This window comes from Chryseobacterium sp. SIMBA_038, from assembly GCF_046535115.1.
Lineage (GTDB): Bacteria > Bacteroidota > Bacteroidia > Flavobacteriales > Weeksellaceae > Chryseobacterium.
Genome location: NZ_JAWRXH010000011.1, coordinates 29892 through 43840, shown reverse-complemented (window position 1 = coordinate 43840; position 13949 = coordinate 29892). Strand labels below are relative to the sequence as shown.

Below are 13949 nucleotides of genomic sequence, written 5' to 3'. Positions count from 1 at the left end.
AGTAATCAATTCTGTTTTTAAAAATTAAACAAACTCACTAAAGCTGATAAATATTACGAATAACAATAGTTTTAATTATTATCTTTAGCCGACAAATAAAAAATACTTAAATAATAAAACACTTAGAATTATATAAATGAAAATTATAGTACCTATGGCTGGACGCGGTTCCAGATTACGTCCACATACATTAACTGTTCCAAAACCTCTTATTCCTATCGCAGGAAAACCGATCGTTCAAAGATTGGTAGAAGATATTGCAAAAGTTGCTGGAGAAGAAATTGAAGAAGTTGCTTTTATCATCGGAGATTTTGGTCCTGAAATCGAAAAATCATTACTTCATATCGCTGAAAAACTAGGTGCAAAAGGAAGCATTTATTATCAAAATGATCCTCTCGGAACGGCTCACGCTATCAAATGTGCAGAAGCTTCCATGACAGGAGACGTTGTGATTGCTTTTGCAGACACGCTTTTCCGTGCAGATTTTGTTTTAGATAAAAACTCAGATGGTGTAATTTGGGTAAAAAGCGTAGAAGATCCGTCTGCTTTTGGTGTTGTAAAATTAGATAATTATGGTTTTATTACTGATTTTGTTGAAAAACCAACTACTTTCGTTTCAGACTTAGCAATTATTGGTATTTATTACTTTAACAGTGCTGAAAAATTGATGAGCGAGATCAATTATATCATGGATAATGATATTAAAAACGGTGGAGAATATCAATTGACAACGGCATTAGAAAACTTAAGAGCAAAAGGTGCAAAATTCTCTCTAGGAAAGGTAAACGACTGGATGGATTGCGGGAACAAAAATGCAACCGTAGAAACAAACAGTAAAATTCTTGCTTACGAGATTGAAGAAATGTCAACCTACCCGGCTTCCGCAGTTATCGAAAACTCACTGATCATTCATCCTTGTTTTATTGGTGAAAATGTGAAAATTTCGAACTCAAAAGTTGGTCCTGGAGTTTCTTTAGGAAATAATACGATCGTTGTTAATTCAAATATTGAGAACTCTTTGATTCAGGAGAATACAAGAATCAACCACGGAAACCTTTCTAATTCTATGATTGGAAATTCTGCTCAGTATTTTGGAGTTTCAAGAGAGATTTCTTTAGGAGATTATTCTGTTTTAGATTTTTTATCTAGATAAGACTATAAATTATTATATTTAAATAACATATCTTCAAACCACACAAAATGTTTTGTGTGGTTTGGCGTTAATATTGCAAAGTATTATTTTAATCCAAAAGATAAATACATGAAAAACTGGATACCATTAATTTTACTGCTTCTCGTTTTGTCGTCCTGTAAGACAAGAAATGCCGCTAAAAAGAACAGCAACAACATACAAGACAGCACTATCGTAGTAAAAGACGATGGAAATCCTAAAGACGCCAATGAACCTGTAAGAGATAAAATTACATTCTTTGAACATGTAATTATTCCACCAAAATTTGATCAGATAAAAATCAGCAGTAAAGTAAATGTAGAGACAGGAAGCTTTATTCCGACTCTTGACGCTACCATTTATATTGAAAACAATAAAAAAGTGTGGATGAATTTAACTGCATTATTTCTTGGTGTAGCAAGAGGAATTGCAACTCCGGAAGGCGTTAAAGGACTAGACAGAACCAGTAAATCTTACATTGATTCAGATTTTGAATATCTTAACAACTTATTGAATGTCAATTTTATTGATTATAAATCTTTGGAAAAAATATTGATGGGAAGAACGTTTGTAAAGATCAGTGATTCTCAGTTTACCCTTACCAAAAACGCTCAGGGATTTAAAATGACATCCAATGGAAATCAAAAGATCGTCACTGATGAAAAAACAAGAGAATATAAAATTACCTTGCAGTATGATACGAATTATGATTTATTGAATGTAAATTTAAAAGATGTTTTATCTCCTGATGAATTAGAAATATCTTACAGCAATTGGGATGAATATAATGGAATTCGTTTACCTAAAAATGTTAAAATAATTATAAAAGGGTCAAAAAGCAGTCAGATTTTACTAGAAAATACGAAATTTGACTTTTCCCCGATGGAAACACCGTATTCAGTACCATCCAGTTATAAGAAAATTGAAATTAAATGATTAAAAAATTTAGCTTTTTAATAGGTATTTTGCTGTTCTCATTGCAATATGGGCAAAAAAAAGAGCAATTACAAAGCCAGAATGCTGACCTTAAAAAACAAATTGCACAAATAAATTCAGATTTAGCTAAAACAAGAAGCGAATCTAAGCTTTCTATAGCATACCTTACCAACGTCAATAAAAAATTAGTTTTAAGAGAAAAAGTATATACTAATACTCAGAAAGAAAAACGTTTTATTGAGGATGATATTTACCTTCGTCAGTTGGAAATTAACCGTCAAAACAAAGAATTAGCGATTCTCAGAAAGAATTACGCTGAAGTTTTGGTAAATGCCTATAAAAATAAGGGAGTACAAAATAAGGTAACTTTTATTCTTTCTGCCAAAAATATGGGAGAAGCAATCAGAAGGGTTCAATATTTAAAACAATACGCTGATTATCAAGATAAAAAAGCTGCTGAAATTTCAAATGCTGCAGCCAAGATAAAAAATACCATTACCCAAAGACAAAAATCTATTAAAGATAAAGAGCAGCTTTTAGTTAATCAACAAAAAGATTTAACTACAATCAATGCTGAAAGAGCTCAGAAAGAACAACTTGTAGCAGAATTCAAGAAAAATGAATCTCAGTTAACGGTTGAACTTAAGCAAAAACAAACTCAGTCTAAAGCTCTTGAAGGGCAAATCAGATCTATTATTGCTGAAGAAATCAGAATCGCAAAAGCTGAAGAAGAAGCAAGAAGAAAAGCAGAAGCTGAAAAAATACGTCTTGCAAAAATCGCTGCAGAAAGAGAAAAGGCTAGAATTGAAGCTGAAAACAGAGCGAGAGCAGAAGCATTAGAAAAAGAAAGATTGCTGGCAGAAGCAGAAGCTAAAAGAGCAACAGAATTAGCTGCAAAACGAGCTGCAGAAGAAAAGAAACGTACAGAAGAAGCCGCAAGAGCAGAAGCTAATGCAAAAGATGCTGAAAGAAAAATAGCTGCTACTAAAGCGTCGGAAGAAGCCAATGCAAGAGCAAGAGAAGCATCAAACAAATTGATCGCTGCAAGAGCTGCAGAAGCTGCACTAACAAAGAAAAAAGACGACGAGAAAAAAGCTGCAGAAACCAAAGTAATGACCAACTTCGGGGTAAATTCTACAGTTGCAGGAAATAATTTCGCAGAAAACAGAGGAAGACTAGGTTTCCCTGTAGATAAAGGGCAGATTACCCACCGATTCGGAAGGCAGCCTCACCCGGTTTTCAAAAATATTGTTGAAGAAAACAATGGGATCAAGATATCCGTGCCTTCAGGTACACGTGCAAAATCTGTATTCCCGGGAACAGTTTCTTCAATCTTGGCTAATAGTGACGGTACAAAAACCGTTATGATCAAACATGGAAGCTATTTTACAATCTATTCCAACTTAGGTGGTGTAAATGTTTCTAAGGGACAACAGGTCTCAGCAGGCACTCCGGTAGGTGTTGTAGGTCAGGATTTTGACGGATCTTACACCCTTGATTTCCAGGTATGGAGCGGAACTACACCAGTTGATCCATTAGGTTGGGTTTCCTATTAAAAAATAGATTAACTTTGTAAAAAATTAAGCAATGCAAACACTAACAATATTAGCCTTATCTTGGCAACATATCCTTATCGTAGCTGTACTTCTTGTGTTACTTTTTGGAGGTAAAAAAATTCCGGAATTAATGAGAGGTGTTGGTTCGGGTATCAAAGAATTTAAAGATGCGGTAAAAGAAGAAGACAAACCAGGTTCTGAAAAGAAATCTTCTACTGATAATAACCCTACCAGCAACTAAAATTCTACAGAATTAATGAACTTTACAGAGATTGCATGGCAAGTCTTTAATACTTCTATTGAAGATTATCACGTGCTTGATGACGTTAACACTCTAATTAATAACCCGTTCGAAAAAGATAGTTTGGAACGAATTTTGTATGCAAAGAACTGGATTGATACCGTTCAATGGCATTTGGAAGATATTATTAGAGATGAGAATATAGACCCGACCGAAGCTCTTCAATTAAAGAGAACTATCGATGCTTCTAATCAGAAAAGAACTGATTTAGTGGAATTTATAGACAGTTGGTTTCTTACAAAGTATGAAAATATAACTCCTAAATCTGATGCAAAAATCAATACTGAAACTCCCGCTTGGGCTGTAGACAGATTGTCGATTCTTGCATTAAAGGTTTATCACATGTCATTAGAAGCCAACAGAGAATCCGCTTCTGAAGAGCACCGCCAGAATTGCCAGGCAAAACTAGATGTGCTTCTAGACCAGAAAGAAGATCTGTTTACTTCTATTAATCAGTTGCTTACTGATATTGAGAACGGTAACGTTAAGATGAAAGTGTACAAACAAATGAAAATGTACAACGATGATAGTCTTAACCCAATCCTTTATCAAAAGGGGCAAAAATGAAACGACTATTTTTTTTCGGAGTACTAATAATTCTAACAACTTCCTGCGCAACGGAAAAATTAAATTTTTCTCCGCTGTCTAATAATTTTTATAGCGAAGCCAAAGGTTCAGATTCTGATAGAGGAGTAAAGAAAAGCATAGACATCAACATTAAAGAAAATGTAAATGCATCTGAGATCTCTAACCTAATTTCAACTTTTCCTAAGTTTAAAAATGCAGATTTGAATGAAGAAGTTACAAACTTGAAATACAGTTTGCAGAACTATCTTTATGCAATCGATGCAAGCAATGTGTCAGGAAAAAACAGATCTATTAAAAGCTTCGAAAAGTCTTATAAAAAAATTCAGAAACTGAGACAGACTCTTAACAAAGATGATGACGAAGTACTTAACAGATATTTGGTAAGATTAAAAACCAATATCACCGTTATCGAAGATTCCTTAAAAGGAAATTAAAACAACAAACAACAATTGAGCTTTAATGATTAAAATTCAGGCGGAGGCCAACGTTCCTACAGAACACGGCAGTTTCCGAATGATTGCTTTCTCTGAAAATGAAAATGATTGGATGCCTCACATGGCTATTATTGCCGAAAACACAGACTTTTCTAAGCCTGTAAATGTACGTTTCCACTCAGAATGTATTACCGGAGAAGTTTTCCATTCAAAAAAATGTGAATGCGGGCAGCAACTCGATGCCGCAATGAAATATACCCATGAAAATGGAGGAATGATAATTTACCTTCGACAGGAAGGGAGAAATATAGGAATCATCAATAAGCTTAAAGCTTACTCTCTTCAGGAAAAAGGTTTTGACACCGTAGAAGCCAACCTAAAACTAGGACTTCCGGCAGACGACAGAAACTTTGAAGTAGCCATTGAGATCCTAAATATATTAGATGTAAAAGATATCAACTTACTTACAAACAATCCTGAAAAGGTGAAGCATGTTGAGAAAAGTAATATTCATCTTAACTCAAGGATACCTTTACAGATTCCGGCTAACGAGAATAGTAAAGAATACTTACAAACAAAGAAAGATTATTTTGGACATCTTCTTGATGACAACGATAATTAAAACTTAATAAAAGCAAAGGCTCCGAAAGAAATTCTTCCGGAGCCTTTTAATTATAAAAAATTGAAAAGATATTCTTAATTTACTTTAGTGTTGCTAACATTAGAATCATTAAGATTGTAATATTTAACTACAGCGTTGTAATCGTTATAATCTACACTTGCAGATTTAGAAGCTTTTCCAGCAGCATTAGCAGGAACAAGTACAATTCTAAATGTCTGATTTGTTAAATATTGATTTGTTTCTGTCCCTGTCATCTGAGTTGCCTGATTAAAGTTAGCAGTAGTTCTAATTTCAACATCCTGAGATGTAAAATCGAAATTATAATCTAACTCTCTACCTGTTGGCAAGTTTTGAACATCATCTAAATAATATGTTTTAGGTATAATTTGCCAAACATTCCCTACTCTTCTGTATACTAAAACTACATCTGTACCTTCAATATTAATATCTAATCCAAGTGTAAAGTTATTTCCACTTGAAAATGTTCCTGTAGCGTCTTTCATTACAGCAACAGTATCGCTGTCAACATCATCATTATTATCACAGCTAAATATGAATAAGCTCACAAAAGCTAATAGTAAAATTGGAAGAAATTTTTTCATTTTATAAAAGTTTAATTTATTATTGATATGGCTTATTCAAAACATATACCAAAAAACTCAAAAACTTTGTTTTCATCATTTTTTTAATTGTATTTTTGTTCATATTCAAAAAGTCATGAAGAAAGTAGTTTATATTTCCCTCTTTGCATTCTTATGTATTGGCACAAAAATTACAGCGCAATACCAGCCTAAAAATATTTCCCAAGCAGACATAAACAAAGCCAATCAATGGGTTGATACAACATACAAATCTCTTTCTCAGGATGAAAAATTAGGTCAGCTTTTCATTGTTGCTTTATATACCAATAAAGACGATAACCATATCAATCAGGTAAGAAATATTGTTTTAAATGATAAAATTGGTGGTTTGATTCTGATGCAGGATGATGCAGCAAGAGAAATCAATTTGGTTAATGAATTTCAGCAAAAATCTAAAATCCCATTAATGATTGGGATGGATGCAGAATGGGGTTTATACCAAAGAATTGCAACCGCACATAAATTCCCTTGGGCAATGACTTTGGGAGCGATTCAGGATAAAAATTTAATTGAGCAGATGTCTGCCAAAATAGCCGAAGACTGCCACAGAATGGGCATCAATTGGGACTTTGCGCCAGTTGTTGACGTGAATACAAATCCAAATAATCCGATCATCGGAAACAGAAGTTTCGGTTCTGAGGTTGATAATGTAATTAATTCAGCATTGTCTTATTCAAACGGTCTTCAAAATAACAATATTCTTGCTGCAATAAAGCATTTTCCGGGGCATGGTGATACGAGTACAGATTCGCACCTTGATCTTCCCGTAGTTTCTCATAGTTTAGAAAGATTGAATAGTATTGAATTAGCACCATTCAAAGCATTGATGAATAAAGGAATCGGCGGTGTTATGGTGGCGCACTTGTACGTTCCAAGTTTAGAATCAGGAAAAGGAATTCCAGCTTCGGTTTCTAAAAATATTATTACAGGTTTATTGAAAGAAAAATTAGGTTACAAAGGTTTAATCATCACAGATGCTCTGAACATGGGAGCTGTAGCCAATAAATATAACCCAGGAGAACTAGATGCAATGGCTTTCAAAGCTGGAAACGATATTATGCTGTTTTCTCAAGGTGTAGCTAACGGTAAAAAATTAATCCAAAAAGCAATTGATAATGGAGAAATTCCTCAATCTAGAGTTGAAGAAAGTGTAAAGAAAATTTTATTGACAAAATATTATTTAGGATTGACTCAATACACTCCAAAAAATCCTGAAAATGTTAATCAAGATCTTAATAATGATTCACATAAAAATTTAGTTCAAAACCTTTACGCAAACGCTTTAACATTAATAAAAGATGATAAAAAACTGCTTCCATTGAATGGAAAACAAGTCTATTATGTTCCTTTGGAAGAAGCGCCTTATCAGACATTTGCGAATCAATTAGGTTCAAATATAACTATTAAAAAAGCTGGAGAAATTAATTCAATTCCAAAGAATTCTACTGTAATTGTAGGTTTTCATAAAGACAATTCAACAGCTTACAAACCTTATAAAATATCAGAAGCTTCTAAAAAAGTTTTATCTGATTTAACGAAAAATCAAAAAATAATTTTAAATGTTTTCGGAAGTGCCTATGCTTTGAAGGACATTGATATTTCAAAAGTTTCCACCGTTCTCGTTTCTTACGAAAACAATGATGATTCAACGACTGCAACAGCCAACGCATTCAACGGAAAAACAAAAATCTGGGGCAGACTTCCTGTTTCAGTAAATGATAATTTGAAAGCAGGAATGGGAATTGATTTAAACCCAACTTCCGCTTCCAGTACAAAAGTAAGTTCAACAGTGTTTACAACATCCAAAAAACAACAATAAACTAATGAAAATAGGCATACTTTGCTATCCAACATACGGCGGAAGCGGAATTGTAGCTACAGAACTGGGAATGTCGCTAGCCAACAAAGGCTATGAGGTACATTTCATCAGTTCCGCGCTTCCCGCAAGACTAGACATCACCAATCCGAATATTTTCTTTCACAGAGTAAATGTTCAGACTTACCCGCTTTTCCAATATCAGCCTTATGATATTGCGTTAAGTTCGATGATTTACCGTGTCGTAAATCTTTATAAACTGGATTTGCTTCACGCTCATTATGCGATTCCTTACGCTTACGCAGCGTTTACGGCTAAGCAAATGTTACAGGAGGACAACAACGACGTTCCATTGGTAACAACGCTTCACGGGACGGATATTACACTTGTTGGGCAACATCCAAGTTACAAACATGCGGTAGAATTCTCAATTAACCAATCAGACGCGATCACTTCTGTTTCTGAAAGTTTAAAAAGAGATACTTTACAATTTTTCAAGATAAAAAAAGAGATTCAGGTGATTACCAATTTTATTGATAATTCTGAATTTGATGAACCAAGTGATTGTCAGAGAACGCAATTTGCGAATCCTGACGAAAAAATATTGATTCACGTTTCCAATTTACGTCCTGTAAAACGTGTAGAAGAGGTTCTTCAGATCTTTAAAAATGTTCAGAAAAAAGTAAAATCTAAACTGATCATTATCGGAGAAGGTCCGGATATGGAAAAAGTTAATCAGTTTTTAGAAGAAAATCCAGATTTGATCTCGAAAATTCGTCTTTTAGGAAAAGTGAATGATCTTTACAGAATTCTTCAGCTTTCAGACGTGTTTTTATTGCCTTCTGAACAGGAAAGTTTCGGTTTGGCAGCGTTAGAAGCGATGGCGGCAAATACTCCGGTTATTAGCTCAAATGCAGGTGGAATTCCGGAAGTTAACATTCAGGGAGAGACAGGTTTTTTAGCCGAAATTGGAAATGTAGAAGCGATGAGCAACTACACGATCAAATTATTGAGCAACGAGGAACTTTTAACCCAAATGAAGAAAAACGCGAAAGAACAGGCAATAAAATTCGATTTGAAAAACATTCTTCCTATATATGAAGAAATGTATAGAACAACGATAGAAAATTTTAAAAAGGAGTTGTCTAAAGTATAGCAGTCTGCTATATTTGTAAGACACTCATGACGGAAAAACTACTTCAATATCTTTGGAACTTTAAGATTTTCAAAAATTTTGACTTCAAGGATATTGAAGGAAATTCCGTTGAAATATTAGATTTCGGCAAATGGAATACCGATTCCGGACCCGATTTTTTATTGGCGAAAATTAAAATCAACAATGTAATTTTTGCTGGAAACATCGAACTTCACGTAAAATCCTCCGACTGGATTTTCCACAACCATTCTAAAGATCCCAATTATCAAAACATCATTCTTCACGTCGTATTCCAAAACGATACTGATATTGATGAATTGAAAAGTAAAAACACTCCAACACTGGAATTGAAAAGTTTCATCGATAAAAATATTCTTTGGAAATATGAAAAATTGGTCAGCGAAAATCAATTTATTCCTTGTGAAAATATTTTTGATGTAAAAAAAATTCCTGTCAATTTTCATGAAGAAAATGTTCTCAAAAAGCTTCAACAAAAATCTTTAGAAATAGAAAAAAGTTTAGAACTCTATAAAAATAATTTCGAAGCCGTACTTTTTCATCACCTCGCCTACTCTTTTGGCTTAAAAGTAAATGCTTTTATTTTTAAACAAATTGCAGAAAGTATCAACTTCACAACCATCAATAAAATCAAGCAAAACGAAACTCAGCTTGAAGCATTATTCTTCGGGATTTCAGATTGGTTAGACGTTCCAGAAGACGACAAAATGCAAATCTGGAAGCGAGAGTTTGATTTTATTAAAGCTAAATTTAATATTTCAGAATTAAAATTTCGTCCAAAATTTCTAAGATTAAGACCTCCTAATTTCCCGACCATTCGTTTGTCGCAATTGGCAAACCTTTATAATCAGCATCATAACTTATTTTCAAAAGTAATTTTCGCGAAAAGCTTTGATGAATTATTTGAAATTTTTAAAAATGTAAAAGCTTCTGAATATTGGGATACCCATTTTAATTTCAGGAAAATATCAACAGTCAATCAACCTAAAACTTTGACTAAAGATTTCATTGAATTAATTATTTTAAATGCAATTCTTCCTTTAAAATACACCTATCATAAATATCATAATGAAGAGATCAATGATGAGATCTTAGCATTTTACACGAATATTTCATCAGAAAAAAATTCAATTATTGATCAATGGAAAAATCTTGGTTTAAAAACTAAAAATGCCTTAGAAAGTCAGAGCTTGATTTATCTCTATAAAAATTCCTGTGAAGAAAAAAATTGCTTAAATTGCAGTATTGGATTTAAACTTTTAAAAGAAACCTAAAATGTTCGATAATATTCGCCATAAAATGGAAAGAGAATGGTTTGGCGTTCTTACGAGAATGGGCGCTAAATTGGGAATTCCTGTGTCTAAACTTAGGGTTTTCTTTATCTACTCTACTTTTGCCACGGCAGGTTTTTTCTTTCTTATCTATTTAGGATTGGCATTTACCCTTTGGATCAAAGATATTTTTATCACAAGAAGACCCAGCGTTTTCGACTTATAAATTATGGAATTTTTACCGATTACATCACCAGACGACTTTAGAGTCCAAGAAATTTATTCTTCATATTCAAGTACTTTCCCTGAAGATGAAAGAAGAGATTGGAATAAATTTAAAAACCTTTTTTCAAATTCGAACGTTAAAATAATTTCTGTTTTACACGAATCAAAAACAGTTGGTTACCTCATTTTGTGGGAATTAAGTAATTATGTTTTTGTAGAGCATTTCGAGGTGTTTGAAGAATTTAGAAGTCAGAAATTCGGGTCACATATTACGGGATATTTATTTGAAAATTATCCGCGAATTATTTTAGAAATCGAGCCTGAACATTTAGGTGAAGACGCTAAAAGACGCTATTCTTTTTATCAGAAAAACGGCTTTAAACTTCTTGATGAAATGTATGTGCAGCCAAGTTATGGTGAAGGCAAAAAACCGCTAGACCTCTGGTTATTATCGAATTATACTCCTGAAAATTTGAAGGAGGTTAAAGATGAAATTTATGATATTGTTTATCATTAAAATATAGTAACGCTGGAAATTATTCTGGCGTTTTTTATTTCCCACAGATTACACAGATTTTCACAGATGATTGCGTATAATTTTTAAAGATAAAATATTACATAAACATCTGTGAAAATCTGTGTAATCTGTAGGAGAAAAATTATGTAAAAACTAATTCACTTCATATTCCAACTTAATCGTAATACTCGCCTCTTTTTCTTTAGAAGACGTATTAAAAGTTCCACCGTAAGAATAATCTTCATTAGAATTTGGCGCTGTAATTTGAATAACTCCCATCGTTGCTTTTTTAAGATTTCCTAATTTGCTTCCAGAATTTTCAGCAATTTTTTCAGCTCTTTCTTTGGCATCTTTTGTTGCTGAAGCAATCATTTCCTGCTTTACAGTCGCTAGTTTGGTATAAAAATAAGAAGGTGAAGAAGAAGTAAATTCTATTCCTCGATTGATAATTTCTGTAATATTTCTGGAAAGATTTTCGATTTTTGCAACCTCTTTGCTTTCAATAGAAACCCTTTGTGTTAGACTATATCCCGAAAATTCTCCTTGTACATTATTTCCATTTGAATCCGTATAATTTCTAAACTGCTTCTGAATATCTACGGAAGAAAAAACGATCTCATTCTGTTTGATTCCTTTTGAAATCAAATAATCGTTGATAACTTTTCTGTCCATCGCCAATTCATCGTAAGCAGATTTCAGATCGGCATTGTTTTTAGAAAAACTGCCCGACCAGGTAATTAAATCGGAAGTAAATTGTTTAGTTCCAAGACCGGTAATTGAAATAGTATTTTCAGATTTATTTCTGTTTTTAATAGCGCTTCCTAAAAGTCCAAGACCAATAATGAAGCCTAAAGATGCAACCGCGATTGCAATAATGTTTTTATTCATAAAAATTCGTGAATTTGGTTGATTTTAATTCTAAGAATATATCAATTTCTATTCCGAAATTTTAAGATTTTATTAACATTTAAATTATTGTTTAATCTGCTTTAATCTTTCAGCGTAAAGAGGGATCGTTTCTTCGAGACTTAATAATACTCCGGACAGGTTTTTGGCTTTAACGTAAGTTCTTGTTCGAGGTTTTGTGAGAAAAGAAAACTCTATAAATTCCGAAATTCTTTCTATAGGAATTCCTGCTTTTGTAAAATAATCGTCATCGACTCTTGTACGAATCCACAAAATATGTTCCTGCAAATCATCATATCGATATTGTCGTTTTTGTCTTCTCGCTTTTCCGCTCACCAGATCATAAACGCCTTGTACATTAAGATTTCCCAAAAGGATCGGAAGTAAAACACTTTTCACTTCGGCAGGCGTTTCTCTCATTTTACCGATAGGTTGCGGAAGTCCGACCGCCTGTTGAACGATTTCACCTTTGTCTACTTTTGCAACGGCTCTGGAATCATCTGCCAAATCACCTGTCAATCTTTTGGCGACTTTAACCTCTTCTATTTCTTCAGGAATTTTAATAAGCGTGATGAATAATTGAGAATTTATTCCGTCTGTCATTACTCTTCTAGAAACTCTTCCATAACCGGCTCTTACAAATCTTAATTCATTATTATTAAAAGCTTCAATAGAAAATTCACCCTGAGAATTGGTATATACTTTTTGATCTGTAGAAATATTAATTACCGTAACAGAACCGAGATTAATATCATTATCGTCTGTAATTTTTCCCGTGACAATTTGTTGGGAAAACACATAATTACACAAAAATATAAGGAACAGAAAAAGTTTCTTCCAGCCTGATAAAAATGTGTATTTATTGTTGAATTTCACTATTTTGTTTGCTAATTTCTATTTTCCAGCTTTCTATTCATCTACGATTATTTTTGAGTTTGAGGAGCACGATAAGAAGAAATCCTTGTTAAAACAAATCGCTGAAATCTATACAGATCCGCATCGCTGCAATACCCATATTTCAAAATATTCTTTCTCTCAAAACCGCCTGCAAAAACGTAATAAATAAAATTTTGAGTTAGTGCTTTATCAATCTTTAGATCTGTAAAATACTGTTCTCCCAAAGCCTTTGTAAGATAATCCATTAAATCAACATCATCCCATTTATTTTTAATCTTTCCGATAGAAAAACCTTGTCCTTTCGGCTGAACAAATTCTCCGGCTCTTGCTGCCAGAAGCCTTGGATCAGATTTTTGAGACATATAAACTGCCAGATCGCTTTTTAGCTTCTCAACTTTTTTTGGAGGATTAAGATTTTTAGAATCAATCTTCAAATCTCCGGTGAGTCCTTTTTTTATTTCAACCTCAGCAATTAATGCGGCAGATCTCACTAAAGTAATATTGATCGCAGAACTGATATTTTCTGAAGTTACCTTTTTATTCAGTCTTTCATAACCGGATTTCACAAAACGGAGTTCATCGCCCTGTCTTCCGGAAATCATAAAATGTCCATCTCGGTTTGTGGATACCCTTTCATCAGTTCGGATATTGATAACAGTAACATCGGGCATTTCAATATTTTCTTCAGAAGATATCTTCCCAAAAATATAATCCTGAGCATTAATATTGATGAAAAATATGGTAAATAAGAAAAAGAGTAGTTTAAATTTCACGGAAAGTTTTTTATAACGCAAAACTAAAACTATTTTCACTGTATTTGATAAGTTTAACCACAGTTAACGCGTTTTAGGAAATTTTTGTGAATTTTCTATTTCCAAATTGTTAAATAGTGAA

Annotated in this window: 16 protein-coding genes; 12 read left to right on the top strand and 4 right to left on the bottom strand. The window is 33.1% G+C overall.

Going from position 1 to position 13949, the window contains the following annotated elements; genetic code table 11:
• Positions 1 to 136: 136 nt before the first annotated feature.
• From SB689_RS21505 to ribA, 7 genes are all read left to right on the top strand, one after another.
• Positions 137 to 1153, top strand: coding sequence for a sugar phosphate nucleotidyltransferase (locus SB689_RS21505; RefSeq protein ID WP_410694133.1), 1017 nt, complete (start codon positions 137 to 139; stop codon positions 1151 to 1153).
• Between the two features lie 108 nt (positions 1154 to 1261).
• Positions 1262 to 2107, top strand: coding sequence for a DUF4292 domain-containing protein (locus tag SB689_RS21500; protein ID WP_410694132.1), 846 nt, complete (start codon positions 1262 to 1264; stop codon positions 2105 to 2107).
• On the top strand, positions 2104 to 3663 hold the full coding sequence (locus tag SB689_RS21495; RefSeq protein ID WP_410694131.1) for a peptidoglycan DD-metalloendopeptidase family protein: 1560 nt from the start codon (positions 2104 to 2106) through the stop codon (positions 3661 to 3663). The genes SB689_RS21500 and SB689_RS21495 overlap by 4 nt, the downstream gene beginning before the upstream one ends.
• A gap of 31 nt (positions 3664 to 3694) precedes the next feature.
• The gene (locus tag SB689_RS21490) at positions 3695 to 3904 is read left to right on the top strand and encodes a twin-arginine translocase TatA/TatE family subunit (protein WP_066752633.1); all 210 of its coding nucleotides are present in this window, start codon (positions 3695 to 3697) and stop codon (positions 3902 to 3904) included.
• Positions 3905 to 3919: 15 nt separating this feature from the next.
• The gene (locus tag SB689_RS21485; RefSeq protein WP_410694130.1) at positions 3920 to 4531 is read left to right on the top strand and encodes a DUF4254 domain-containing protein; all 612 of its coding nucleotides are present in this window, start codon (positions 3920 to 3922) and stop codon (positions 4529 to 4531) included.
• Positions 4528 to 4986 (top strand): hypothetical protein, encoded by a 459-nt coding sequence (locus SB689_RS21480; RefSeq protein ID WP_410694129.1) that lies wholly within the window; start codon positions 4528 to 4530, stop codon positions 4984 to 4986. Before SB689_RS21485 ends, SB689_RS21480 begins: the two co-directional genes overlap by 4 nt.
• Positions 4987 to 5011: 25 nt before the next feature.
• The gene (gene ribA, locus SB689_RS21475; protein ID WP_410694128.1) at positions 5012 to 5608 is read left to right on the top strand and encodes a GTP cyclohydrolase II; all 597 of its coding nucleotides are present in this window, start codon (positions 5012 to 5014) and stop codon (positions 5606 to 5608) included.
• 74 nt (positions 5609 to 5682) lie between these two features.
• On the opposite strand, the gene SB689_RS21470 is transcribed toward ribA, so the two are convergent.
• The gene (locus SB689_RS21470; protein WP_410694127.1) at positions 5683 to 6210 is read right to left on the bottom strand and encodes a hypothetical protein; all 528 of its coding nucleotides are present in this window, start codon (positions 6208 to 6210) and stop codon (positions 5683 to 5685) included.
• A gap of 115 nt (positions 6211 to 6325) precedes the next feature.
• Between SB689_RS21470 and SB689_RS21465 the strand changes: the two genes are divergently transcribed.
• From SB689_RS21465 to SB689_RS21445, 5 genes are read left to right on the top strand one after another with little or no spacing between them, the layout of a single operon-like run.
• Complete coding sequence (locus tag SB689_RS21465) at positions 6326 to 8068, top strand: glycoside hydrolase family 3 protein (protein WP_410694126.1); 1743 nt, start codon at positions 6326 to 6328, stop codon at positions 8066 to 8068.
• A 4-nt stretch (positions 8069 to 8072) separates the two neighbouring features.
• The gene (bshA, locus tag SB689_RS21460) at positions 8073 to 9221 is read left to right on the top strand and encodes an N-acetyl-alpha-D-glucosaminyl L-malate synthase BshA (RefSeq protein WP_066752650.1); all 1149 of its coding nucleotides are present in this window, start codon (positions 8073 to 8075) and stop codon (positions 9219 to 9221) included.
• Positions 9222 to 9247: 26 nt separating this feature from the next.
• Positions 9248 to 10513 (top strand): DUF2851 family protein, encoded by a 1266-nt coding sequence (locus SB689_RS21455; RefSeq protein WP_410694125.1) that lies wholly within the window; start codon positions 9248 to 9250, stop codon positions 10511 to 10513.
• A gap of 1 nt (position 10514) precedes the next feature.
• Positions 10515 to 10736 carry a PspC family transcriptional regulator gene (locus SB689_RS21450; RefSeq protein ID WP_034712816.1) on the top strand — a complete coding sequence of 74 codons (222 nt, stop codon included), beginning with the start codon at positions 10515 to 10517 and terminating at the stop codon, positions 10734 to 10736.
• Between the two features lie 3 nt (positions 10737 to 10739).
• Positions 10740 to 11252: a GNAT family N-acetyltransferase gene (locus SB689_RS21445; protein ID WP_410694124.1), complete on the top strand. Its 513-nt coding sequence runs from the start codon at positions 10740 to 10742 to the stop codon at positions 11250 to 11252.
• Positions 11253 to 11405: 153 nt separating this feature from the next.
• On the opposite strand, the gene SB689_RS21440 is transcribed toward SB689_RS21445, so the two are convergent.
• The 3 genes from SB689_RS21440 to SB689_RS21430 form a co-directional block, all read right to left on the bottom strand.
• The gene (locus SB689_RS21440) at positions 11406 to 12140 is read right to left on the bottom strand and encodes an SIMPL domain-containing protein (protein WP_410694123.1); all 735 of its coding nucleotides are present in this window, start codon (positions 12138 to 12140) and stop codon (positions 11406 to 11408) included.
• Positions 12141 to 12224: 84 nt separating this feature from the next.
• Complete coding sequence (locus SB689_RS21435) at positions 12225 to 13034, bottom strand: carboxypeptidase-like regulatory domain-containing protein (RefSeq protein WP_410694122.1); 810 nt, start codon at positions 13032 to 13034, stop codon at positions 12225 to 12227.
• A 47-nt stretch (positions 13035 to 13081) separates the two neighbouring features.
• On the bottom strand, positions 13082 to 13828 hold the full coding sequence (locus SB689_RS21430; RefSeq protein ID WP_410694121.1) for a hypothetical protein: 747 nt from the start codon (positions 13826 to 13828) through the stop codon (positions 13082 to 13084).
• Positions 13829 to 13949: the final 121 nt, after the last annotated feature.